26 protein-coding genes are annotated in these 21,253 nt (G+C 65.2%); 14 read left to right on the forward strand and 12 right to left on the reverse strand.

What is annotated here, in order from left to right:
* The first annotated feature begins 112 nt into the window (after positions 1 to 112).
* Both hisN and K5H97_RS13240 read left to right on the forward strand, forming a co-directional pair.
* Positions 113 to 904: a histidinol-phosphatase gene (gene hisN / locus K5H97_RS13235; protein WP_028692072.1), complete on the forward strand. Its 792-nt coding sequence runs from the start codon at positions 113 to 115 to the stop codon at positions 902 to 904.
* Between the two features lie 80 nt (positions 905 to 984).
* On the forward strand, positions 985 to 2,043 hold the full coding sequence (locus K5H97_RS13240; protein ID WP_028692071.1) for a metal-dependent hydrolase: 1,059 nt from the start codon (positions 985 to 987) through the stop codon (positions 2,041 to 2,043).
* Positions 2,044 to 2,058: 15 nt separating this feature from the next.
* Here the strand turns inward: K5H97_RS13240 and K5H97_RS13245 are convergent, their stop codons facing one another.
* From K5H97_RS13245 to K5H97_RS13255, 3 genes are all read right to left on the reverse strand, one after another.
* Entirely contained in the window at positions 2,059 to 3,261 is a 1,203-nt protein-coding gene (locus K5H97_RS13245; RefSeq protein WP_003464938.1) for an ISL3 family transposase, read from the reverse strand.
* 165 nt (positions 3,262 to 3,426) lie between these two features.
* The gene (locus tag K5H97_RS13250) at positions 3,427 to 3,609 is read right to left on the reverse strand and encodes a hypothetical protein (RefSeq protein ID WP_028692218.1); all 183 of its coding nucleotides are present in this window, start codon (positions 3,607 to 3,609) and stop codon (positions 3,427 to 3,429) included.
* A gap of 101 nt (positions 3,610 to 3,710) precedes the next feature.
* A complete protein-coding gene (locus K5H97_RS13255; RefSeq protein WP_028692219.1) occupies positions 3,711 to 4,049 on the reverse strand; it encodes a hypothetical protein in 339 nt (112 codons plus the stop codon).
* A gap of 161 nt (positions 4,050 to 4,210) precedes the next feature.
* On the opposite strand from K5H97_RS13255, the gene K5H97_RS13260 reads away from it, so the two are divergent.
* Complete coding sequence (locus tag K5H97_RS13260; RefSeq protein ID WP_028692220.1) at positions 4,211 to 5,032, forward strand: shikimate 5-dehydrogenase; 822 nt, start codon at positions 4,211 to 4,213, stop codon at positions 5,030 to 5,032.
* Positions 5,033 to 5,115: 83 nt separating this feature from the next.
* Here the strand turns inward: K5H97_RS13260 and K5H97_RS13265 are convergent, their stop codons facing one another.
* From K5H97_RS13265 to K5H97_RS13275, 3 genes are all read right to left on the reverse strand, one after another.
* Positions 5,116 to 5,361, reverse strand: coding sequence for a hypothetical protein (locus K5H97_RS13265; protein ID WP_028692221.1), 246 nt, complete (start codon positions 5,359 to 5,361; stop codon positions 5,116 to 5,118).
* 93 nt (positions 5,362 to 5,454) lie between these two features.
* Positions 5,455 to 5,982, reverse strand: coding sequence for a lactoylglutathione lyase (gene gloA, locus K5H97_RS13270; protein WP_028692222.1), 528 nt, complete (start codon positions 5,980 to 5,982; stop codon positions 5,455 to 5,457).
* Positions 5,983 to 6,188: 206 nt separating this feature from the next.
* A complete protein-coding gene (locus tag K5H97_RS13275; protein WP_028692223.1) occupies positions 6,189 to 6,545 on the reverse strand; it encodes a histone-like nucleoid-structuring protein, MvaT/MvaU family in 357 nt (118 codons plus the stop codon).
* A 346-nt stretch (positions 6,546 to 6,891) separates the two neighbouring features.
* Here K5H97_RS13275 and K5H97_RS13280 point away from each other — a divergent pair, with 346 nt between their 5' ends.
* The gene (locus K5H97_RS13280) at positions 6,892 to 8,181 is read left to right on the forward strand and encodes an OprD family porin (RefSeq protein ID WP_028692224.1); all 1,290 of its coding nucleotides are present in this window, start codon (positions 6,892 to 6,894) and stop codon (positions 8,179 to 8,181) included.
* A gap of 64 nt (positions 8,182 to 8,245) precedes the next feature.
* Entirely contained in the window at positions 8,246 to 8,995 is a 750-nt protein-coding gene (cobF, locus tag K5H97_RS13285) for a precorrin-6A synthase (deacetylating) (protein ID WP_028692225.1), read from the forward strand.
* Positions 8,996 to 9,164: 169 nt separating this feature from the next.
* Here the strand turns inward: cobF and K5H97_RS13290 are convergent, their stop codons facing one another.
* Entirely contained in the window at positions 9,165 to 9,479 is a 315-nt protein-coding gene (locus K5H97_RS13290) for a hypothetical protein (protein WP_028692226.1), read from the reverse strand.
* 160 nt (positions 9,480 to 9,639) lie between these two features.
* On the opposite strand from K5H97_RS13290, the gene K5H97_RS13295 reads away from it, so the two are divergent.
* Genes K5H97_RS13295 through K5H97_RS13305 form a run of 3 tightly spaced genes read left to right on the forward strand, consistent with a single transcriptional unit; the run spans position 9,640 to position 11,755 of the window.
* Complete coding sequence (locus K5H97_RS13295; RefSeq protein WP_232853941.1) at positions 9,640 to 10,284, forward strand: STN domain-containing protein; 645 nt, start codon at positions 9,640 to 9,642, stop codon at positions 10,282 to 10,284.
* Positions 10,281 to 10,823, forward strand: a complete 543-nt coding sequence (locus tag K5H97_RS13300; protein WP_028692228.1) for an RNA polymerase sigma factor — start codon at positions 10,281 to 10,283, stop codon at positions 10,821 to 10,823. The genes K5H97_RS13295 and K5H97_RS13300 overlap by 4 nt, the downstream gene beginning before the upstream one ends.
* Before the next feature lie 29 nt (positions 10,824 to 10,852).
* A complete protein-coding gene (locus tag K5H97_RS13305; protein ID WP_028692229.1) occupies positions 10,853 to 11,755 on the forward strand; it encodes a FecR family protein in 903 nt (300 codons plus the stop codon).
* Here the strand turns inward: K5H97_RS13305 and K5H97_RS13310 are convergent.
* Positions 11,748 to 12,341 carry a type II secretion system protein GspJ gene (locus K5H97_RS13310; protein ID WP_028692230.1) on the reverse strand — a complete coding sequence of 198 codons (594 nt, stop codon included), beginning with the start codon at positions 12,339 to 12,341 and terminating at the stop codon, positions 11,748 to 11,750. The two genes, K5H97_RS13305 and K5H97_RS13310, sit on opposite strands and share 8 nt — an antisense overlap.
* Entirely contained in the window at positions 12,338 to 12,772 is a 435-nt protein-coding gene (gspH, locus tag K5H97_RS13315) for a type II secretion system minor pseudopilin GspH (RefSeq protein ID WP_028692231.1), read from the reverse strand. Before gspH ends, K5H97_RS13310 begins: the two co-directional genes overlap by 4 nt.
* Positions 12,773 to 12,887: 115 nt before the next feature.
* Between gspH and K5H97_RS13320 the strand changes: the two genes are divergently transcribed.
* Positions 12,888 to 13,328 carry a general secretion pathway protein GspC gene (locus K5H97_RS13320; RefSeq protein WP_028692232.1) on the forward strand — a complete coding sequence of 147 codons (441 nt, stop codon included), beginning with the start codon at positions 12,888 to 12,890 and terminating at the stop codon, positions 13,326 to 13,328.
* On the opposite strand, the gene K5H97_RS13325 is transcribed toward K5H97_RS13320, so the two are convergent.
* Positions 13,310 to 13,789 (reverse strand): GNAT family N-acetyltransferase, encoded by a 480-nt coding sequence (locus tag K5H97_RS13325; RefSeq protein WP_028692233.1) that lies wholly within the window; start codon positions 13,787 to 13,789, stop codon positions 13,310 to 13,312. The genes K5H97_RS13320 and K5H97_RS13325 overlap by 19 nt on opposite strands.
* A gap of 244 nt (positions 13,790 to 14,033) precedes the next feature.
* Here K5H97_RS13325 and K5H97_RS13330 point away from each other — a divergent pair, with 244 nt between their 5' ends.
* From K5H97_RS13330 to K5H97_RS13345, 4 genes are all read left to right on the forward strand, one after another.
* Complete coding sequence (locus K5H97_RS13330; protein ID WP_028692234.1) at positions 14,034 to 14,654, forward strand: LysE family translocator; 621 nt, start codon at positions 14,034 to 14,036, stop codon at positions 14,652 to 14,654.
* A gap of 18 nt (positions 14,655 to 14,672) precedes the next feature.
* Complete coding sequence (locus K5H97_RS13335) at positions 14,673 to 15,545, forward strand: alpha/beta fold hydrolase (protein WP_028692235.1); 873 nt, start codon at positions 14,673 to 14,675, stop codon at positions 15,543 to 15,545.
* A 293-nt stretch (positions 15,546 to 15,838) separates the two neighbouring features.
* Positions 15,839 to 16,975: an HlyD family secretion protein gene (locus tag K5H97_RS13340; RefSeq protein ID WP_028692236.1), complete on the forward strand. Its 1,137-nt coding sequence runs from the start codon at positions 15,839 to 15,841 to the stop codon at positions 16,973 to 16,975.
* Complete coding sequence (locus K5H97_RS13345; protein WP_028692237.1) at positions 16,965 to 18,473, forward strand: MDR family MFS transporter; 1,509 nt, start codon at positions 16,965 to 16,967, stop codon at positions 18,471 to 18,473. Before K5H97_RS13340 ends, K5H97_RS13345 begins: the two co-directional genes overlap by 11 nt.
* A 3-nt stretch (positions 18,474 to 18,476) precedes the next feature.
* Here K5H97_RS13345 and K5H97_RS13350 read toward each other — a convergent pair whose 3' ends face one another.
* Both K5H97_RS13350 and K5H97_RS13355 read right to left on the reverse strand, forming a co-directional pair.
* A complete protein-coding gene (locus K5H97_RS13350) occupies positions 18,477 to 19,082 on the reverse strand; it encodes an START domain-containing protein (RefSeq protein ID WP_036986571.1) in 606 nt (201 codons plus the stop codon).
* 80 nt (positions 19,083 to 19,162) lie between these two features.
* Positions 19,163 to 19,999: a bifunctional allantoicase/(S)-ureidoglycine aminohydrolase gene (locus K5H97_RS13355; protein ID WP_028692239.1), complete on the reverse strand. Its 837-nt coding sequence runs from the start codon at positions 19,997 to 19,999 to the stop codon at positions 19,163 to 19,165.
* A gap of 255 nt (positions 20,000 to 20,254) precedes the next feature.
* Here K5H97_RS13355 and K5H97_RS13360 point away from each other — a divergent pair, with 255 nt between their 5' ends.
* On the forward strand, positions 20,255 to 21,163 hold the full coding sequence (locus K5H97_RS13360; protein WP_028692240.1) for an NHL repeat-containing protein: 909 nt from the start codon (positions 20,255 to 20,257) through the stop codon (positions 21,161 to 21,163).
* Positions 21,164 to 21,253: the final 90 nt, after the last annotated feature.

Consider the following 21,253-nt stretch of genomic DNA (forward strand, 5'->3'; position numbering starts at 1 on the left):
CGATTAAATGAAGTAGCAATAATGGCATAACAATATCATTGTCGGTGCCAGTCATCCGCCGCGCCGCGCAGTCGGGTATCATGCGGGTCCTTTCAATCACGAGGCCCGCTCCATGTTCCTGAGCCCCGAACAGACCGACGAATTCCGCTCTTTCGCCGAGCAGCTGGCCGATGCCGCCGCGGAGGCGATCAAGCCTTACTTTCGCGCCAGCCTGGACGTCGAGGACAAGGGTGGGCGCCTTTACGATCCGGTGACCGTCGCCGACAAGGCCGCCGAAGAAGCGATGCGCCGATTGATCCAGTCTCGTTATCCGGACCATGGCATCCTGGGTGAGGAGCAGGGCACGGCAATGGGCAGCAGCCCGTTGACCTGGGTGCTTGACCCGATCGATGGTACCCGCGCCTTCATTACCGGTCTGCCATTGTGGGGCACCCTGATCGCCCTCAATGATGGCGCGCGCCCTGTGGTCGGCGTGATGAACCAGCCGTTCACGGGCGAGCGCTTCGTCGGCACCCCCCAAGGTGCCTGGCGTGGGCAGACGCCGCTCAAGACCCGTGGCTGTGCTGACTTGAACTCGGCCACGCTGATGTGCACCACCCCCGACATGTTCGATACCCCGGCGCGCAAGGCGGCTTTCGAGGCCGTGGCCGGCAAGGCTCGCCTCATGCGCTACGGCGGTGATTGCTACGCCTATTGCATGTTGGCGTCGGGCTTTGTCGATGTGATTGTCGAGGCGAGCCTGCAGCCGTATGACGTGCAGGCCTTGATGCCGATCATCGAAGGCGCGGGCGGGGTGATCTCCGCCTGGGATGGCGGTTCGGCCCAGAACGGCGGTTGCGTGGTGGCTTGCGGCGATCCAGCACTGCATGCGCAGGTGGTGGAAATGCTGCGTCACGCCATGTGACCCTCGCCAGCGCGCAGGCCTTCGGACGGTTTGCGCGCGTTTCTGGTTACCTTGGTCGATCGTGCGGGAGAATCGCCACCTTGGACTCACTTACCCAAGCCGTGCTCGGCGCAGCCTTGCAAGGCACCGTGTTGGGTCGCCTGCAAGGCCGCCGCGCATTGCTCTACGGCGCCGCTCTGGGCACCGTACCCGATCTGGATGTGGTGATCCGCTACGCCGATCCGGTGTCGCAGATGACTTTTCATCGCGGCTTTTCCCACTCGATCTTTGTCCTGACTGGGCTGGCCCTGGTGCTGGCCTGGCTGGTTGCCTGGCGCTGGCCGGACAAGGGTTACACCCGGCCCCGGCTGTTCCTGGCTTTCTGGCTGGCACTGGTCACCCATCCCATTCTCGACGCTTTCACCGTCTACGGCACCCAGTTGTTCTGGCCGCTGCACCTGACGCCGCAGAGCTGGGCCGCCGTGTTCATCATCGACCCGGTGTACACCGTGCCGTTGCTGCTGGCGGTCGGCTATACGGCGATCAAGGGGCTGCAGGGCAGGTCGACCTCGCTGCTGGCGCTGGCGTTGGCGTGCAGTACCGCGTACCTGGGGTTCGGCCTGGCTGGGCGCATGGCCGCCGAGCAGCGCTTCGAGCTGGCCTTGCGGGCACAAGGCGTCACCCCCGGCGAGGTCCGTGCGGTGCCTATAGCCTTCAACAGCCTGATCTGGCGGACACTGGCGAAAACACCGGAGGGTGACTACTACGAAGGTGTGAGCAGCTGGTTTGATCGCGAGTCTCCAGAGATGCTGCGCCAGTCGCGCAACCTGGAGGTGGCCAGGGTGCTTCGCGGTTCGGCGTTGCACGAGCGGCTGCGCTGGTTCACCGACGACTGGCTGCGCTACGACATCATTGGTGATTCGCTGGTGGTCACCGATCTGCGCATGGGCATGCCGGGCAGCTACAGTTTCCGCTTCGAAATGGCCCGGCGCGACCCCTCCGGGCGGTGGGTGGTCACCCAGCCCAGAGGGTGGATCGGGGGCGGCGCCGCAGCCCTGTTCGATGGCGGCAGGCTGGCCTTGATCTGGCGGCGGATCCTCGACCAGCAACCACCGCTGCCCCTGGCGGCCTGGGCGGCGCCGGGTTCAGGGCATTTGTGATACCCAAAAAAAGGTTCATCGCGCTTTCCCGGGGAAGGCAGCCTTGATTTTCAGGAAAAAGTATTCCGAGTCCCGAAAACCATAGGCCATACGCTTGATCACCTTGATGCGGTTGTTGACGCCCTCAAGGACGCTGGTATGCATATGGAAGTTGGCACTGGCGAGGATGCCTCGGGCGTATTTGCGCAGGTTGCGAGCGAAGCGCTGTAGCGGCGCGAGGCCGCTGTCCCGGGCGTGCCGCAACCAGGTTCGCCAGCGGCGCCAGCCCTCTCGTACGCTGGGGGCGAACCAGACATCCTTCAGCGCATCCTTGAGGACATAGACCGTAGCCAGCGGCTGGTTGGCCGCGAGTAGTTCTTGAAGCTGCACGGCTTGTCCGTCCTTCAGGTTGTTGCGATTGCGCAGCAGCAGCCAGCGGCTTTGCTTGACCGCCTTTCGTGCCGGCTTGTCTTCGCGCAGGAGGTTGGCCTGGTCAACCCGGATACGGTCGATCACATCCCGACCGTAGCGCGCGACGACGTGAAACAGGTCGTACACCACTTCGGCTTGCGGGCAATGCTTCTTCACCTCCAAATCAAAAGCCGTGTTCATGTCCATGGCCACCGCCTCTATCTGCTGGCAGTGCTTGCCGAGCAATTCAAAGAACGGGCGGACCGCCTCGCGGCTGTTGCCGTGGCCGACCCACAATACCCGCGTTCGCTCGGCATCCATGATGACCGTGGCATAGCGATGCCCTTTGTGCAGGGCGAACTCGTCCATCACCAGGCGGCGGACACCGGTTGAATCGAAGTTGCCTACCTCGGCTTGAAGGCGTCGTTTATCGAGCGTTTTGAGGGTGTGCCAATGCAGGCCGGTGAGCTGGCTGACGTGGCTGATCGGCAGCAGCCGCAGCAAGCTTTCGAGCCATATCCGTAACCGCTGGGTCAGCCGAGATGCTGGCTCCAACCAGTCGATCCGCTCGGTCACCCGCCCACAACTCAGGCAATCGACTCGGCGCACTGGTAGTTGAAGCAGGACGCGCTGATCGAACAGATCACGATCACGCACCAGACGAATCCGGCGATCGTGAATCAACGGGCTGAACTGGCCACAACGCCCGCACTTAGGAAGAGAGCCGGCTTGAGGTTCAAGCTCAATGAGGAGGGTGTTATCGGTAGATGGGCGACAGGTAACGGCGTCGTAGCCTGGCCAGAAAGCGGCAAGATCAATAGGATGCACGGCGACAGCAGGGACAGGTGAAGGGTGTGTTTGGCGACTGCCAATTTACCTGCTTCCCTGACTGTCAACTCGCTCTTCCCCCAGACTCCGCGAAGAACCCAAAAAAAGCCCGCCATGGCGGCGGGCAACAAGAGGCGTAGGGAGCAACGCACAACAAACTTCGGGTCAGGCGGTGAGCGTCTGGCCAAGCAAACGGTCGGCCAGGGTTTCAGCGGCGCGGCGACTGGTCAACGGGCCGCTGATGGTTTCGCCGTTGCGCAGCAGGTACCAGCAGGCCAGCAGGCCTTGTTGGCGCAGACTGCCGGGTACCGCGCTGCCGACAACGGACATGATCTGGATCGGGGCCATGATGGATCTCCTCTCGAACATGGCTCCACCTTACGCAGATGCCCTCAGGGTTAGAAATCAATGTCCTCGATAGTGGTCATTGCTTTTATCAACGATGGCGCCTACCAGCGCGGTGGACCGTAGTACACCGGCGGTGGGCCGTAGTAGCGACGGTACACCGGTGGCGGTGCCGGTACGTAGCGTTCGACCACGTAAGGCTGGTAGTAGACCGGTGGTGGTGGCGCCTGCACGTAGACCGGGGGCGGTGGATAGTAGGCCGGTGGTTGCTGGACATAGACGGTACGCGGAGCACTGGAGACGGCCGCCCCGAAAATCGCACCGGCCACGGCAGCACCGACGACCGGCCCCGGGCCGTACCAGCCGCCACCGTGGGCGGATGCCTGCCCGCTGACGGCCAGCGCGCCGACCAGCAGGGCGATTCCGGGGATGAAACGGTTCATGGTCGATCCTCACAAGACAACCCCACGTTCGGGGCTCGATTACTATGACCCCATCTTTGCGCAACTGCTGCCAGGGCAAGGGTAAAGGTTGTGTAAGGGGCGACCGGCGGCAGGGTCTGCTACGCTGGCGCAATCGTTTCAGCCATGACAGAGGATCCGCGATGAGCCATTCACCGAGCCGGGACACGGTGCTGTGCATCTCCCTGGCCGGGCGCCCCGGAACGTTCGGCGTGCGCTTTCACAACCATCTCTACCGCCAGCTCGGGCTGGATTACTACTACAAGGCCATGACCACCCAAGACCTGCCTGCTGCCGTTGCCGGCATCCGTGCACTGGGCATCCGTGGCTGCGGCGTGTCGATGCCGTACAAGGAGGCTTGCCTGGCGCTGGTGGACGAGGTCGATCCGTCCGCCGCGGCCATCGCCTCGTCGAACACGCTGGTCAACACCGACGGCCATCTAAAGGCCTACAACACCGACTACCTGGCGGTGCGCCAACTGCTGGCCCGACACCAGGTCGATCCATCCACCGCGTTCGCCCTGCGTGGCAGTGGCGGCATGGCCAAGGCAGTGGCCAGTGCGTTGCGGGATGCAGGATTCCGTGACGGCACTATCGTTGCCCGCAACGAGCAGGCCGGGCGGCAGTTGGCGGATGTCTGCGGGTATCGATGGCTGCCGGAGCTGGGCGACCGGTGTCCGCCGATGCTGGTCAATGTCACACCGATCGGCATGGCCGGAGGGCCGGATGCCGAGCGACTGGCGTTTGCCGAAGCCGCCATCGAGGCGGCGCAGCGGGTGTTCGACGTAGTGGCCATGCCTGCGCGTACCCCGCTGATCCGCGCCGCCGAGGCGCTTGGCACGCCAGTGATCACCGGGCTCGATGTCATCGCCTTGCAGGCGCTGGAGCAGTTCGTGCTGTATACCGGGGTGCGGCCGACACCGGAGCAAATGCAAGCCGCCGTGGCGTTTGCCCGGGAAAGTTGACGCCAGACGTCCCTGTTACAGGGCGCCGTTAACGCGCCGTATCGCCGGCGTGCCGGCGATACGGCCGGGGCAGGTCACAGGATTCAGAACACTTTCCGGCCAGTCTCGTCCAACTGCTGGTCAACCAGCGCCCTGCCATGGGCCAGGGACACATGCTGGGCATTTTCCAGGTCGGCGAAGAACTTCATCGGCATCGAGATTCGCCGGCTGCAGTGGCCCGCAGGATCGGTGATCACGCAACCGGCCGCATAGGGCAGGGGCGAGTCGGGGTGAGGCATCACGCTGGCGGTGATGGTGTGGTCGCGGTATTCACAGTGAAGGGTTTGCATCGTCCTTACCTCGCTGTGGCTGGGAACAGGCGCTCCTTCTAGATACCACAGCGAGGGGCCGGGAGTTCCCGGCCCGACGAGCGCGACCGACGATCAGGCCTTGAGTTCGGTCGGCTGGATGATCTCGACCCAGTAGCCGTCCGGGTCCTTGACGAAAGCCAGGTGCTTCATGCGGCCATCGCTCAGGCGCTTCTGGAACGGCACGTCCAGGGCTTCGAAGCGGGCGCAGGCGGCGACCACGTCGGGTACCGAGATGCAGATGTGCCCGAAGCCGCGTGGGTCGGTGTTGCCATCGTGGTAGGCGAACTCTGGGTCGTTTTCGGTGCCGTGGTTGTGGGTCAGCTCGAGCACGCCGGGGATCGACTTCATCCACTGGTGGCGTTCGGCGTCATCGGCCGGGATGGCTTTCTGGTCAACCAGGGCCAGGAAGTACAGGCTGAAAGCCGCTTCCGGGAAGTCACGCTTGTCCACCAGGCTGAAACCCAGCACGCGGGTGTAGAAGTCCAGGGACTTCTCGATGTCCTTGACCCGCAGCATGGTGTGGTTGAACACGAAGTGGGCGGTGGCGGTGTCCGGCTGGGCGGTGACGCCGGGCAGGGTTTGCAGATCGTGCAGGCTCATGGGTACTCCTGGATCAGGGCCTAAAACAGGCGGACCATGATACGGAAGTCCATCGCCAGCGCAAATGAAAGCGCCCCGCACGTGTGCGGGGCGCTGGAATTAGAGGCCCGCATGTGCGGGCGCGTGATGGGGTCGCTAGTCCTTTAGCTGGTTCGATACTGGGCCTGCGCATGTGAAAAAAGTGTGAAGCAGGTGTCGAGGTTTCATCACCGCACCCAACTTTCCACCGTCTGCGCCCCGTACTGTTCCTTCCAGGCTTTCAGCCCCCGATGGTTGCCGCCCTTGGTCTCGATCCGCTCGCCGGTATGCGGGTTCTGGTAGACCTTCACCACCCGTGGCCGACGCTGCTGCTTGATCGGCGCCGGGGCGCGGCTCGCGGCCTTCGGATCGAGGATGGCGATGATGTCGCGCAGGTTCTTGTCATAGCTTTTCATCAGGCCGACTAGTTTCTGCTCGAATTCGATTTCGCGTTTAAGGCCGGCATCCTTTTTCAGCGCTTCCAGTTGTGCCATCTGTTCCTTGAGCGCTTTTTCGGCAGCACGAAACTCTGCAAGTCTGGACACTGTCATCACTCCTGTAAGTCTGCCGTGGCGGGACGTGACGAACATGAAAACTGACTGAACGCCGGCCACGTGGATGGGTAAAGCTGTTCGCTAAGCGAGAGTGTAGTAGTCGCTTGCGAGTGGGTAAACTGCAAACTTTCAATCAATTAGCCGGGAACTTTGCCGGTTTTTTACGCGCTATTCGAAACCACCCTGGCAGCGGCGTTAGACCATGGTCCCATGGCGCAGGCTAGAGCCTTTGGCGGAAAATTATGGATGATGGTCGACATGTATTCGTTCATCGCGTAGTGCCGGTGCAGATGACTGCCCGGATGGTTTTTCGCCCTTCTTTTGGATGTTCCCTCGCATGTTTGCCCCTTTCCCCCTCGCCCCCGGGCGCCGAGTTGCCGGCCTGTTCTTCCTGTGTGCCGGTGTCAACGCCCAGGCCGCCGGTTTTCTTGAAGACAGCAGTGCCAAGGTCGAAGCACGCAATGTCTATTTCAACCGGGACTTCCGTGATGGCCACAGCAGTTCCAAACAGGGTGCGTCGAAACGCGAAGAATGGGCGCAGGGGTTTATTCTGAATGTCCAGTCCGGTTATACCCAGGGGCCGGTCGGCTTCGGGGTGGATGCCTTGGGCATGGTCGGTTTCAAACTCGACTCCAGCCCCGCCGACAGCAACAGCGGCCTGTTGCCGTCTTCCGGTCACGACCCGCGCCACTCTGCCGACCAGTACGCCAAGATGGGTGTCGCCGGCAAGGTGAAAGTGTCCAATACCGTGCTCAAGTACGGATCGATGATGCCGGACGTGCCGTTGCTCAAGTACAACGACGGCCGCCTGCTGCCGACCATGTTCCACGGTGCCTGGCTGACCTCCGAGGAGGTGCGCGACCTCAAGTTCACCCTGGCGCGCCTGAACCAGTACACCGCGCGGGACTCCACCGACCGCCAGGATATCCGCGTGCACTGCAAGAACAAGCGCTATGCCTGTGACATCGAGGCCGACCACTTCGACCTGGCCGGTGTCGACTACCGCGTCAACGAGCGTGTCAGCGCCCAGTACCAGGTTTCCAAGCTTGAGGACATCTACCGCCAGCACTTCCTCGGCCTGGTCGCCAGCCAGCCACTGGAGGTCGGCACGCTGTCGGCCGACCTGCGCCTGATCAAGAGCGACGACATCGGCAACGCCCGCGCCGGGCACATCGACCACCGCGCCTTCAGCGGCATGCTCGGCTACAGCCTCGGTGGCCACAAGCTCAGCGCCGGCTGGCAGCGCATGTACGGCGACAGCGCCATGCCGTACCTCGACGGCAGCAACCCGTACCTGGTCAACTACGCCCAGGTCAACGACTTCGCTGCCGCCCAGGAACGCTCCTGGCAGGTGCGCTACGACTACGACTTCAAGGCCCTGGGCGTGCCCGGCCTGACCTTCTTCACCCGCTATATCAACGGCGACAACGTCAAGGTTCCCGGCAGCAATGCCGAAGGCAAGGAATGGGAACGCGACAGCGAGCTGAAGTACCAGGTGCAGTCCGGCACCTTCAAGGACGTCAGCGTGCGCCTGCGCAACTCCACCTACCGCAGCAACTACGAGAAATGGGCGCGCGACATGGACGAGACCCGGGTCATCGTCAGCTACAACTTCTCGATCTTCTGAGCCGCTTTGCCAAAGGGCCGGTGGTCGGTCGACAATGACCACTGGCAACCAGGCAGGGCAGGCGATGAAACAGCTTCTACTGATCGGCATCGGGCCGGGCGATCCGCGCCAGGTCACCTATGAGGCGGTGGAGGCCCTGCGCCGCGCCACGGTGTTCTTCGTCCTCGACAAGGGGGCTGACAAGGACGAACTGGTGCGCCTGCGCCGGGTCATTATCGAGCGCTACCGGCCCGAGGGCGGCTACCGCCTGGTGCAGGTCGAGGACCCCCGTCGGGACGGTCAGGCGCCGGACTATGTCGGTGCCGTGCAGGACTGGCACGTCCAGCGCGCCGCGTTGTACGCCCGCCTGATCGAGGATGAACTGGGCGCCGCCGACACCGGTGCCTTCCTGCTGTGGGGCGAGCCCGGGTTGTACGACAGCACCCTGCGCATCCTCGACCTGGTGCGCGAGCGAGGCGTGGCGCTGGCCTTGCAGGTGATTCCCGGCATCAGCAGCATCCAGGCCCTGGCCGCCCGCCACCAGATCCCCCTCAACCGCATCGGCGAGCCGCTGACCGTGTTGCCGGGGCGACGCCTGGGCGAACAGGCGCGGATCGACAACGTGCTGGTGATGCTCGACGGCCAGTGCGCCTTTGCCGACCTGGACGACCCGCAATTGGTGATCTATTGGGGCGCCTACCTGGGCACGCCGGACGAGTTGCTGGTCAGCGGGCCGTTGCTGGCGGTGAAGGCACGCATCATCCAGTTGCGCGAGGAGGCGCGGCGGCGCAAGGGGTGGATCATGGATACCTATCTGTTGCGCAGGGAGGGGTAGTGGTGTCCATGCTGTAATTTCGTCGGGCCAACAAGGCGGACCAGGCATTGGTACAGGATTGATTGGCCCGAAACAGATGCAGGAGCGGCCTTGCGTCGCGCGGGCGGTGCTCGATCTTGTAGGCGCTGCAACTCTATCGCCAGAAACCCAGCAGACTCCGCCAACCCCCTCAAGGCCGCTGTGGCACCACGGAACTGCCAAAACTGTTACCCATGCGCGTCGAGGTCGCCGCCGGCGTCGCCAGCCCCATCTGGTTCGGCGCCCTGCGCTGCATCTGCCGCGCCGGATCCAGTTGCTCGCGCAGCCCCTTGGCGGCGCGCGGGTCAGTGCCTTGCAGCTGCTGGGTCAGGCAGTCATAAGCCAGTGCCCGTGATTGGCCGACCTGCACGTCGATACAGCCCTGGCCGTCCTTGGGCGGTTCGGCGTACGCCGGCAGGGCACAGGCCAGCAGCAGGGGCAGGGTGGTCAGGGGCAGGCGGGCCATGGCGGGTCTCCGGGCAATCGTTCTTCGGCGCAGTCTAGCCCCTGCAGGCCGCCGTCGGGGTGAAGCTTTGGTTGCCGCTGGCTGTCACCACAGCGTCATACACAGGCCCCAGGATGACGTTTCCCCGGCGACGGCGGCCAGCAAGGAGGCCCGGACAGCTGTGCGTGCATTGCTCGTGGCCGGCGTGCTGATGCTGGCCGGGTTGCTGGCGGCTCCCGGTCTGCGCGGCCAGCCGTTGCTGACCCTGGATATCCCGGCGCAGGCGCTGGACCGGGCGCTGGACAGCTTCGGCCAACAGAGTGGCCTGGCCGTGCTGGTCGACCAGGCCTTGCTCGCCGGTCAGCGCTCCAGCCCGGTCGTGGGCCGTTATCCGGCGCGCGAAGGCCTGCAGCGACTGCTGCAGGGCACCGGTCTGCAGGCGAGCTACAGCGACGGCGGCTTCACCCTGCAACCGTTGCGCCTGCGCGGCACACCCGCACGCGGTCGCGCCGGTGGCTTGTCACCGGGCAGTTATGCGCTGGCGCTGCAACACGCGGTCGAACGCGCCCTGTGCGCCTCGCCACTGACCCGGCCGGGCGCTTACCGGGCGGCCTTGCAGGTGTGGATCGATGTCAACGGCCAGCTGGTGCAGAGCCGCCTGCTGGCCTCGACCGGCGATTTCACCCGCGACGCAGCGCTCGTCGAGCGCCTGCGCACGGTGCGCCTGGAACAGGCGCCGCCGACATCCCTGGCGCAGCCGCTGACCCTGCTGCTGCGTCCGGAACCTATGGATTGCCCACTTTCGCAAGGAGCTGCGGCGGCATGAACAAACCTCGGGACAGTGCGCTGGTCAAGCTGTTTCTGACCTCCTACGACGCCTTCAGGGTACGCCTGAGGCGTCGACTCGGTTCTGATGACCTGGCCAACGACGTGCTGCAGGAAACCTACCTGCGGGTTGACCGCATGGACGCGACGCACGACCTGCAACGCCCTGGCGCCTACCTGTACCGCATGGCACTGAACGTCGCCGCCGACCGCCGCGAGGCCGACGCCCGGCTGCTCACCGGCGCCGAGATCGAGGCGTTGCTGCAGGTGGCCGAGGACCAGGACCCGGCGCGCATCGTCGGCGGCCAGCGCGAGATCCAGAACCTGCTGGGCGCCCTCTACGAACTGCCGGCCCGGCGCCGGCGGATCTTCATCGCCGCTCGCCTGGAGGAGGCGTCGCACCTGGAAATCTCCCAGCGCTTCGGCATCTCCACGCGCACGGTGGAAAAGGAACTCAAGGCGGCGCTGGGGCATTGCGCGATGCGCCTGGATAGAAAAGTGTTTCAGCGGTTCGGTCCCGGCGCGGGAAAACCGTCTTGAACGATAGTCGACCTCTTCATGTGAGCCCCATGTCCCAGATTCCGCCCGATCCCGACTTGCAGCGCCAGGCCCAGGACTGGCTGTTGCGGCTGACGTCCGGCCAGGCCACCCAGGCCGATGCCCGGGCCCTGCGCCAGTGGTGCGCGCGCAGCCCGGCGCATGCCCAGGCCTTTGCCCAAGCACGCCAACTCTGGCATTTGCTCGGCCCTGCGGCACGGCAGGCGGGGCAGGGTGCGCCGTTGCTCGGTCGCCGGGCGTTGCTGGGTGGCGCGCTGGCGGCGTCGGTGGCGCTGGTGGTCTGGCGCGGCGGCCTGCTCGAGGCGGCCATGGCGCCAGCACCGGCGTTTGCCACCGAGGTCGGCGAGCAACAACGGGTGGAGCTGGCGCCGGGGATCAAGCTTGAGCTGAACGTGCGTACCCGGGTCAGCCGCGAACTTGAGGGTATCGCACTGCTGGCCGGCGAAATCGAGGTGCAGGCCGGCAAGCCCTTGCAGGTGCGGGCGCAGGATGGGGTGATCAGCACCGAGCAGGCCCGATTCAACGTGCGTGAGGACGATGAAGGTGTCTGCGTGACTTGCCTGGGGGGTGAGTTGCGCGTGGCCTTCCAGGGGCGCGTCGAGGCGCTGCCGGCGGGCCGTCAGTTGCGCTATGGCGCCCAAGGCATCGGTGTGCCCGAACCGTTCGATCCGGGCCAGGTGATGGCCTGGCGCGAGCGCATGCTGGTATTTCGCGATGCGCCATTGGCCCGGGTGATCGATGAGATCAACCGCTACCGTCCTGGTCGCCTGGTGTTGCTCAACCCCACGCTAGGGCGCCGACGGGTGCAGGCGCGGTTCAGTTTCGACCAGTTGCGCCAGGCCGCCGAACTGATCCGTGTCGCCTATGGTGCCCGCTGTCTGGAGCTGCCGGGCGGCGTGGTGCTGGTCAGTTGAACGGCCCCAATACCTGGCGATAACGCTCCTCGCCCTGAGGGCCGCGGCGGGTAAGTCGCACCTCGAGACCAATGGGGTTGTCGTCGGCCTCGCTGGCCGGTGCGCGCCAGCCGCCCTTGGCTTGCCAGCTGCGCAGGTCGAAGGCGCTTACGTTATCCAGCACCGCCACCGCGACCTTGGGCGCGGGCAGCGCAAAGCGCTCGCGCAGCGGCGCGGCGGCGCGATACAAGGTGCCGCCACGCACGTACCAGCGCACCCGTTGCAGACCGCTGCCAGAGACGGCGCCGGAGCGCACCAGCTCAAGCCGGTCGGCACGGGCGCGCACCGCGGGCAGCAACGGCTTGCCAGGCGGTTCGCGGCCGGGCAGGGTCGGCTCGACCAGCTCGACGGTGGCGCGCAGAGCCAGGTCGCGTTCCAGTTGCTGGAACACCCTCAGGATCGCCTGTTGGTCTTCGCTGGCCTCACGCACATGCCGGTCGGCGCGGCTGACGCTGTCCAGCCCGCGCCAGGCGATCAGGCTGACCACCGCCATCAGCAGGATGGCGATCATCACTTCGATCAGGGTGAAGCCCGCCTGCCGGTTCATGGCTGGCTGACCCGCACCTGGCCGGCGGCGTTGCGCGCCAGCTCCACCCGCAGCGCGCCGCTGCGCAGGCGCAGGGTCAGTGGCGTGCCGATCCACTCGCCATCGAGCCATACCGCGCCGCGGGGCTCGCTTTGCACCTTGACCGCCTCGGCCTGCCAGCTGCGCGGCTTGAGTGGGCCGTCAGCAAGTATCTGGCCGTCGGCGCGGATGAAGCGGTAGCCGTCGCGGTCGCTGTGCCAGCGCAGCGGCTGGCCATCGGCCTGGGCTTCGCTCTGCGCCAGTTCCAGCAGGCGCGCAAGGCGCTCGGCGTCGGCGCGCAGGTGCTTGCCCGGGTCGGGGCGGATGTTCAGGCTGATGGCGGCGCTGGCGATACCGACGATCACCAGCACCACCATCAGTTCGATCAGGGTGAAACCACGTTGTCCGTTCACGGGGCGCTCCTTGTCCTGCCAGGTAGCTTGCCCGTGCAAGATGATCGCCGTGTGAAACAAAACCGTGAGAATCGCCCGGTATGCTCGGGCACAGGCACACAAGGAGCGCGTGACCATGCGTATTGTCCATCCCAACCTTTCCCTCGGCCCATTGTTGCAGGGGCTGGGGTTGCTGGCCCTGATCGCCGGCCTTGTGACCTGGACCAGCCTGTTGCTGCAGCCCTCGCCGGGCGTAGCCTCGCTGCAGCCTGCCGAGGCCCTGACACCCAGTGAAACACCGGCCGGGCGTTGGTTCGCCGACCTGCCGTTGCAGGCGCAGATCCAGGTCAGTGGGGTGATGGCCGGCAGCCAGGGCGCGGTGGCCATCGTCAGCATCGACGGCGGCCCGGCGCGTGCCGTGCGCAGTGGCGAGGAACTGGCCCGCGGCGTGCGCCTGGTGGCCATCGAAGGCCGCGGCCTGGTGATCGAGCGCGGCGGCCAGCACAGCCGCGTCGAGGTGCCGGTATTGGCGCAGGCGTCGTTCTGGGGGCAGGCGCCTCAGCCTTCGGCGAACTGACGCAGGCGCTCGCCGTCGAGGCGGTAGCGGATCCACTCGTCCTGCGGCTCGGCGCCCAGCGAGCGGTAGAAACCGATGGCTGGCTCGTTCCAATCCAGCACGCTCCATTCCAGGCGACCGCAGCCATTCTCCACCGCCTCGCGGGCGATATGCCGCAGCAGCTTGCGCCCGGCACCGTCGCCGCGCTGCTGAGGCGTGACGTAGAGATCCTCGAGGTAGATGCCGTTGCGCCCCAGCCAGGTGGAGTAGCTGTAGAAGTAGACGGCGAAACCGATGGCCTGGCCGTCGCGCTCGCAGACCAGGCTGCGCACCGTGCTGCTCGCGTCGAACAGGCTGTGCTCGATGTCGGCGAGGGTCGCCACGACTTCGTGGCGGGCGCGCTCGTAGTCGGCCAGTTCGGTGATGAAGGCCAGGATCTGGGCGGCGTCGCCGCGAACTGCGGGGCGGATGGTCACGGGCATGGTGGGCTTCCTTGTGATCGGTTGGGTACAAAGGTGATCGGTAGTGTCAGGGAAAACGAAGTGAGGCCGCCAGGTGCCTGGCGGATGATTTGCCGCGCCGATGATGTAGAAGCGGTCAGCAAACATGCATATGAATGGAACAGAAATTTGTATCTGCTCAATTTAGCGTAACTGTACCGGTCATTTCCCCCAACCCTCCGCTACTGTGGCCTTTCGATAATCAGAAAAGCCGGAAACCGCCGTCATGCTTGCCTCGCTCGATCTGCTCAGTGCGTTCGTCCTGTTCGCCTTCGTCTCTTCCATCACCCCCGGCCCGAACAACACCATGCTGCTGGCCTCGGGGGTCAACTTCGGCGTGCGCCGCACCATTCCCCACGCGTTGGGCATCAGTGTCGGTTTCATGGTGATGGTGCTGGCGGTCGGCCTTGGGCTGGGCGAGGTGTTCAAGGCCTGGCCGGCGCTGTACAGCATCCTGCGCTACGCAGGTGCGGCGTACCTGTTGTACCTGGCCTGGAAGATCGCCACGTCCGGTCCGATGTCCGGCGACAGTGGCGGCAGCCGCAAGCCGCTCGGGTTCTGGGGCGCCGCTGCGTTCCAATGGGTCAACCCGAAGGCCTGGGTGATGGCGGTCGGGGCGATCACCACCTATACGCCGGCCCAGGGCTACGTGTTCAACGTGATTGTCATTGCCGCCGTGTTCGCCCTGGTGAACCTGCCGAGCGTCGGTATCTGGGTGATGTTCGGCAGCGCCTTGCGCAACCTGCTGCGCAATCCGCGCGCGGTGGTGCTGTTCAATGTCCTGATGGCCGTGCTGCTGGTGATTTCACTGTATCCGCTGCTGTTTGTAGAATCGGCGTTTTCCTAGAGCCGATGAGTGCCGTCGATGGAGTTGATTCCCTGGTCCCATGAATGCGCCGAAGGCTTTACCCTGCGTGGATGGCGAACCCCCGCCAGCGGCAAGCCGCTGCTGCACTTTCTGCATGGCAACGGTTTCTGCAGCCTGGTTTACCAACCTATGCTCATGCGCCTGGGTGAACACTTCGACCTGTGGTTGAGCGATGTGCAAGGCCATGGCGACAGTGATCACGGCGGCGCCTTTTGCGGTTGGAATCGCAGCGCGGCGCTGGCGGTAGAGGCGTTCGAGACCGGGCGCGGCGAATATGGAGATGTTCCACGTTACGCCCTGGGCCACAGTTTCGGCGGCGTGCTCACTGGCCTGATCCTGGCCAGCGAGCCGCAGTTGTTCCAACGCGCCGTGTTGCTCGACCCGGTGCTGTTCAGCCGACGCATGATCGGAGTGATGGGCGCCGCCGCCATGGTCGGCCTGCACCGGCGCCACGCTCTGGCGCGCAAGGCCGCCACCCGCCGTAGCCACTGGCCCGATCGTGAGTCGGCGCAGGCCTCGCTGCAAGGGCGCGGGATCTTCAAGGGCTGGACCGATGCCGCCTTGCAGGCCTACGTGGAGCACGCCATCGGGGATTGTGGCGAAGGCGTGGTGCTCAAGTGCCGGCCCAGCCGCGAGGTGGAGATCTTCAGTTCGTTCCCCGAACGCATGTGGCAGCACCTGGGCCGTATCCAGACGCCGACGCGGATCCTGTACGGCGAGCAGACCTATCCGTTCGTGCCGCACTCGGTACAGCGCCTGGCGGGGCTCAATGCCCAGGTGAGCGGGCAGCAGGTGGCGGGCGGGCACTGCTTCATGCAGGAAGATCCGTCGATGGCCGCGGAGCAGGTGCTGGCGTTCCTGCAGGATTGAAGGCATTCCACAGCCAACGCAATCCCCTGAGCGGCCTTACCGAGGCGTCGGACCGGTCGGAAAGGGCCGCGAAGCGGCCCCAGGGCTTCAGCGTTGACGCATCAATCGCTGGGGCTGCTGCGCAGCCCATCCGAACGGTCCGACGCCTCGGCAAGGCCGCTCACAGGTTCCGCACGCAGGATTAGCGTTGATTGATCTGCTGTCCATTTCACGACGATTGCTTGCCGATTCACGAGCGAACGACAATCACAGTTTCCGTACCCTGGCGCTCCCCCCATCGGATGGAGCCCAGCATGAACCAGGCGGTCAGCCCAGATCCCCAGCACACCCTCGAACAAACCCAGATCCGGCGCCGCCAGCGCCTGCTGCGCTTCGGCCTGGCCGGGGGCGTAGGTCTGCTGTTGGCGGCCTATGGCGGCTACTGGTGGCTCGATGGTCGTTTCCTGGAGCAGACCGACGACGCCTACGTGCGCGCCGACTGGGCACCGATCAGCGCTCGGGTCAGTGGTTATGTGGCTGAGGTGGCGGTGGCGGAAAACGCCGCGGTCAAGACCGGCGACCTGCTGGTGCGCCTGGACGAACGGGACTTTCGCGATCGCCTGCGCAAGGCCGAGGCGCACCTGGCGGTGAGCGAGGCGGCGTTGCAGGTGCAGCGCATGCGCCTGCGCGCCTTCGCTGCCGAGCAGGACGAGCAGGCCCATGCCATCGCCCGTGCCGACGCCGAGCGTGGTGGCAGTCGCGGCGAGGCGCAGCGGGCCGAGGCCGACTGGCAGCGCTACCAGCACCTGGCGCAATGGCAGGCGGCCAGCGTGCAGCGCATGGAGCAGGCCCGCGCTACTCGTATCCAGGCCCAGGCCATGCAGCGCGCGGCCGACGCCGAACTGGCGCGCCAGCATGCACGCAAGGCGATGCTGGAGCAGCAGGGCAAGCAACTGGAGGCTGAGTTGCTGCAACGCCAGGCCGACCTCGACCAGGCCCGCGCCGAGGCTGACCTGGCCCGCAGCGCCCTGGCCGACACCGAGATCCGTGCGCCGTTCGACGGCGTGGTCGGCCAGCGCAAGGTACGCCAGCAGCAGTACGTCACCCCCGGCCTGCCGCTGCTGGCGGTGGTGCCGGTGGCACAGGCGTACGTGGTGGCCAACTTCAAGGAAACCCAGTTGGCGCAGATGCGTCCCGGCCAGCCGGTGACCCTTGAGGTGGACACCTTCGGCCAGCACTGGCGCGGTACGGTGGACAGCGTCTCCCCGGGTTCCGGCGCGGTGTTCGCGCTGCTGCCGCCGGACAACGCCACCGGCAACTTCACCAAGATCGTCCAGCGCTTTCCAGTCCGTATCCACCTCGACCCGGCGGGTGACGACAGCCCACGGCTGCTGCCCGGCATGTCGGTGATCGCCACCGTCGACACCCGGCAGGCCCGCCATGAGCGCTGAAGAAAAGGTCTCCCTGCGCGCCTGGGTGGCGGTGATCGGCGGCCTGTTCGGCTGCTTCATGGCTGGCATGAACGTCCATGTCACCAGTGCCGCCCTGCCCGAGATCGAGGGCGCGCTGGGGGCCAGCTTCGAGGAGGGCTCGTGGATCTCCACCGCCTACCTGGTGGCCGAGATCAGCATGATCCCGCTGACCGCCTGGCTGGTGCAGGTGTTTTCCCTGCGCCGGGTGATGCTGGTGGGCTCGGCTGTGTTCCTGGTCAGCTCGGTGAGCTGCGCCATGGCCGGCAGCCTGGAGGCGATGATCAGCCTGCGGGTGATCCAGGGCGCCTCCGGTGCGGTGCTGATACCGCTGTCGATGCAATTGATCATCACCGAGCTGCCGGCCAGCCGCCTGGCGCTGGGCATGGCGCTGTTCAGCCTGTCCAACAGCGTGGCCCAGGCTGCCGGGCCGTCGATCGGCGGCTGGCTCACCGACATGTACTCCTGGCGCTGGATCTTCCTGCTGCAGTTGCCGCCGGGCGTGGCCCTGCTGGCGGCGGTGGCCTGGTCGATCAAGGGTCAGGCCGGGGATCGCAGTGCCTTGCGCCAGGCCGACTGGCTGGGCATCGCCGCCATGGCGCTGGGGCTGGGTGCGTTGCAAGTGGTGCTGGAGGAGGGGGGGCGCAAGGACTGGTTCGAGTCGCGCTTCATCGTCGGTTTCAGCCTCGTCGCGATGATCGCCCTGGCGTTGTTCATCCAGCGCCAACTGTGGGGCACACGGCCGTTCATCAACCTGCGCCTGCTGGGCAGCTACAATTTCGGTGTATCGAGCCTGGCCATGGCGGTGTTCGGCGCAGCCACTTTCGGCCTGGTGTTCCTGGTGCCCAACTACCTGTCGCTGGTGCAGGGCTACAGCGCCAGCGAGATCGGCAAGAGCCTGATCGCCTACGGCATGGTCCAACTGCTGCTGGCGCCGTTGCTGCCCCGGCTGATGCGCTGGCTCAATGCCAAGCTGCTGGTGGCCAGCGGCTTCGCCATCATGGCCCTGGGTTGTTGGCTGGGCTCGACGCTGACGGTGGACTCGGGCAGCAACGTGATCATCCCTTCGACTGTGGTGCGCGGCATCGGCCAGCCGTTAATCATGGTGGCGCTGTCGGTGCTGGCAGTGAAGGGCCTGGACAAGGCCCAGGCCGGCTCGGCCTCGGCGCTGATCTCGATGCTGCGCAACCTGGGTGGCGCTTTGGGCACGGCGTTGCTGACGCAACTGGTGTCGCAGCGCGAGCGTTTTCATTCGGTGCGGGTGGGCGAAGGGCTGACGCTGTTCGACGGCGCGCTGCAGCAGCGCCTGCCCGATGGCATGGTCGATCCGCAGTCACCACAGGTGATGCAGACCCTGGCGCTGATCGACCAGAGCGTGCGCGAGCAGGCCTACCTGATGGCCTATTCGGATGCGTTCTATCTGTCGTGCGTGGCGTTGCTCGGTTGCGCGCTGGCGTCCCTGCTGCTGCGCAGTCGCTAGCCATCACGGCTGGCGTTCGGCCACGGCGCGCAGGGTCTTCAGGGTAACCATCGGCGCATCCACCACGAAGCGATTGGCCAGCCAGCCCGGCACATCGCCGGCCGGGTCGGCGCGTAGTTGGTAGGTGACCTCGGTCTCGCGCTCGCCCAGCGGACGCATGACCCATTCGCCGCTGAGCCGGCGCACCCGGATCAGCCCGGGCGCAGCCGGCACCCGTCCGGGCTCGGCGCTCAGGTGACGGACCAAGGTGTCGCTGTCGAGGCGCTCGGTGCGCACCTTGAGCACCATGTCGCGGGGCTTGGCCGGCCAGGGCAGGGCGGTGGTGAGGTAGACCCAGGTGGTGTCGCCGTCCACCTCCAGCAGGCGCATGTCGGCGCAGGCGTACAGCCATTTACAGGCCACCCGCAGGTTCTCCTGCAGGTCGGTGAGGGTGCGCAGGCTGGCCTTGATCCGGGTGATGCCGCGGAACTGCTGGTAGGCCGAACCCTCAACGCTGCTCAGGTAGACATCGATGCCGTCTTCCTGGTGGGCGAGTTGCCAGTCGTCTGCCCACGGCAAGGTGCCCGGCAGCAGGAGCAGCAGGACAAACAGAGGGCGCAGGAGGGGCATGGCGGGGACGCCGAAGGAGGAAGGTCCGATCAGTATGGATCAAGACCGGCAGGAGCGGGCGTGCCCGCTCCTGCATTGCATCAACGCTGCGGATTGAGCGTCAGGTGCACGTGACGGTTGACGTCCTTGTACAGCAGGTAGCTGAACGGGCCTGGGCCGCCGGAATAGCAGGCCTGCGGGCAGAAGGCGCGCAGCCACATGAAGTCGCCGGCCTCGACCTCGACCCAGTCCTGGTTCAGGCGGTACACCGCCTTGCCTTCCAGCACGTACAGGCCGTGTTCCATGACATGGGTCTCGGCGAACGGAATCACCCCGCCCGGCTGGAAGGTCACGATGTTCACGTGCATGTCGTGGCGCATGTCGGCCATGTCGACGAAGCGGGTGGTGACCCAGCGGCCTTCGGTGCCAGGCATCTCGATGACGGTGGCGTTGTCGCGGTGGGTGACGAACGACTCGGGAACCGGTAGGCCCTCGACCTTCTGGTAGTGCTTGCGCAGCCAGTGGAAGGTGACATTGGCCTTGCTGTTGTTGCGCAGGCTCCAGTCGGCGCCCGGGGCCAGGAACGCGTAGCCGCCCGGCACCAGGGTGTGGTGCTTGCCTTCGACGGTGATGTCGATTTCACCCTCGACCACGAACAGCACCGCTTCGGCGTTCGGGTCCAGCTCAGGACGCTCGCTGCCGCCTTCGGGGGCCACTTCGACGATGTACTGGGAGAAGGTTTCAGCGAAACCGGTCAGCGGGCGGGCGATGACCCACATGCGCATCTTGTCCCAGAACGGCAGGTGGCTGGTGACGATGTCACGCATCACGCCCTTGGGGATGACGGCATAGGCTTCGGTGAACATGGCACGGTCAGTCAGCAGCTCGGTCTGAGCCGGGTGCCCACCGTGGGGGGCGAAGTAGGAAGGTTTCGACATGAACGGTCTCGACTTGTTGTTCTCTCCCCATGCCTTGGACCACACCGGCCGGTGCGTGCAGGGGATGCACCGACAGCATAGGGGCGGGCCGGCGCCATCTACAAATTAAATGTTGGAATACCCGGTATCCAGTTGCTGAATGTCATGACAGCATTCTCATGGCGCCGGTGTAGGAAGTTTCCCAGGGTTTACGGCCATGACATTTTTTTCACATCGCCTTGCTAGCATCGCCAGCACTTCCACGGAGCTGAATCGATGATACCTGTCCTGCGCAAACGTGCTGTTCGCCTCGCCCTGGCCGGTACCGGAGGGCTGCTGGCCTGTACCCTGGGTTTTTTCGGCTGGCAGTCCTTCTACCCGGTGCAGGCCGCCGAGGGCTGGGACGTTCAGGTGCTGCACAATTCGGTGACCCGGGCCGCCTCGTTGCTGCCCCAGGCCGACGGCAGCTTGCTGGTCAGTCGCGAGCTCAACGGTGGCAAGGGCAGCATCATGCGCATCACTGCCGAGGGTGACCGGATGGTGGTGCTCGATGGCCTGTCCAAGCCCGACGGTATGGTTGCTGTCGAGGGTGGATGGGCGTTCAGCCAGGAGGTAGGCGGGGCTCCGGTCAGCCTGTCGCGCGATGGCAGGGTCAGCCAGCTGTTCTCGGGCAACAATGTGCAGGGGTTGTATAACGATGGCCAGCATCTTTATGCCATTGAGGACCGCAAGGGTGATGGCCGATTGATGCGATACGACTGGCGCAGCGGTGAGGTCGATGTGCTGCGTGCGGGGTTGACCGAGACCGAAGGGCTGACCCGTTGTACCGATGGACGGTTGCTGTATACCGAGAAGGCTACCGGCAAGATTCGTGCGTTCAATGCCGAAGGCGCTGATCCGGTGGTGGTTGAGGGGCTGCGTAACCCGACGTTCCTGCTTTGCGATCAGCGTGGATTGTGGATCAGCGAGGATTCCACTCATCGGGCGCGGTTGGTGCGGATTGATGGTGATGGTGCTCGGCATACGATTCTCAGCTATCTGAAGGCGCCTCAGGCTATTGTTCCGGATGGCAAGGGGGGGTATTTGCTGGCTGAAGGAGGACGGGATCGGGTTTTGCGGTTGACGCCGCCGGTCGAGGCCAGTACGGCTCAGGTCGACGGGTTGCCTCGGGGGCCTGAGGCCTGACCTGGCGTTGTTGTTGTTGTTGTTGTTGTTGTTGTTGTTGTTGTTGTTGTTGGGTGGTTTTGATCGTTGTATGCGCATTCATTTGCGATG

It is taken from the genome of Pseudomonas mosselii (genome assembly GCF_019823065.1).
In the GTDB taxonomy this organism is placed as follows: domain Bacteria; phylum Pseudomonadota; class Gammaproteobacteria; order Pseudomonadales; family Pseudomonadaceae; genus Aquipseudomonas; species Aquipseudomonas mosselii.

Excerpts from the sequence above, each read along its gene's own strand:
- K5H97_RS13355 (WP_028692239.1), bottom strand. The coding sequence starts at position 19,999 with ATGTCGAAACCTTCCTACTTCGCCCCCCACGGTGGGCACCCGGCTCAG.
- K5H97_RS13350 (WP_036986571.1), bottom strand. The coding sequence starts at position 19,082 with ATGCCCCTCCTGCGCCCTCTGTTTGTCCTGCTGCTCCTGCTGCCGGGC.
- K5H97_RS13255 (WP_028692219.1), bottom strand. The coding sequence starts at position 4,049 with ATGAACCGTTTCATCCCCGGAATCGCCCTGCTGGTCGGCGCGCTGGCC.
- K5H97_RS13250 (WP_028692218.1), bottom strand. The coding sequence starts at position 3,609 with ATGGCCCCGATCCAGATCATGTCCGTTGTCGGCAGCGCGGTACCCGGC.
- hisN (WP_028692072.1), top strand. The coding sequence starts at position 113 with ATGTTCCTGAGCCCCGAACAGACCGACGAATTCCGCTCTTTCGCCGAG.
- K5H97_RS13260 (WP_028692220.1), top strand. The coding sequence starts at position 4,211 with ATGAGCCATTCACCGAGCCGGGACACGGTGCTGTGCATCTCCCTGGCC.
- K5H97_RS13280 (WP_028692224.1), top strand. The coding sequence starts at position 6,892 with ATGTTTGCCCCTTTCCCCCTCGCCCCCGGGCGCCGAGTTGCCGGCCTG.
- K5H97_RS13305 (WP_028692229.1), top strand. The coding sequence starts at position 10,853 with ATGTCCCAGATTCCGCCCGATCCCGACTTGCAGCGCCAGGCCCAGGAC.
- K5H97_RS13300 (WP_028692228.1), top strand. The coding sequence starts at position 10,281 with ATGAACAAACCTCGGGACAGTGCGCTGGTCAAGCTGTTTCTGACCTCC.
- K5H97_RS13360 (WP_028692240.1), top strand. The coding sequence starts at position 20,255 with ATGATACCTGTCCTGCGCAAACGTGCTGTTCGCCTCGCCCTGGCCGGT.
- K5H97_RS13345 (WP_028692237.1), top strand. The coding sequence starts at position 16,965 with ATGAGCGCTGAAGAAAAGGTCTCCCTGCGCGCCTGGGTGGCGGTGATC.
- K5H97_RS13265 (WP_028692221.1), bottom strand. The coding sequence starts at position 5,361 with ATGCAAACCCTTCACTGTGAATACCGCGACCACACCATCACCGCCAGC.
- K5H97_RS13320 (WP_028692232.1), top strand. The coding sequence starts at position 12,888 with ATGCGTATTGTCCATCCCAACCTTTCCCTCGGCCCATTGTTGCAGGGG.
- gloA (WP_028692222.1), bottom strand. The coding sequence starts at position 5,982 with ATGAGCCTGCACGATCTGCAAACCCTGCCCGGCGTCACCGCCCAGCCG.
- K5H97_RS13325 (WP_028692233.1), bottom strand. The coding sequence starts at position 13,789 with ATGCCCGTGACCATCCGCCCCGCAGTTCGCGGCGACGCCGCCCAGATC.
- K5H97_RS13340 (WP_028692236.1), top strand. The coding sequence starts at position 15,839 with ATGAACCAGGCGGTCAGCCCAGATCCCCAGCACACCCTCGAACAAACC.
- K5H97_RS13310 (WP_028692230.1), bottom strand. The coding sequence starts at position 12,341 with ATGAACCGGCAGGCGGGCTTCACCCTGATCGAAGTGATGATCGCCATC.
- K5H97_RS13335 (WP_028692235.1), top strand. The coding sequence starts at position 14,673 with ATGGAGTTGATTCCCTGGTCCCATGAATGCGCCGAAGGCTTTACCCTG.
- K5H97_RS13290 (WP_028692226.1), bottom strand. The coding sequence starts at position 9,479 with ATGGCCCGCCTGCCCCTGACCACCCTGCCCCTGCTGCTGGCCTGTGCC.
- K5H97_RS13330 (WP_028692234.1), top strand. The coding sequence starts at position 14,034 with ATGCTTGCCTCGCTCGATCTGCTCAGTGCGTTCGTCCTGTTCGCCTTC.
- cobF (WP_028692225.1), top strand. The coding sequence starts at position 8,246 with ATGAAACAGCTTCTACTGATCGGCATCGGGCCGGGCGATCCGCGCCAG.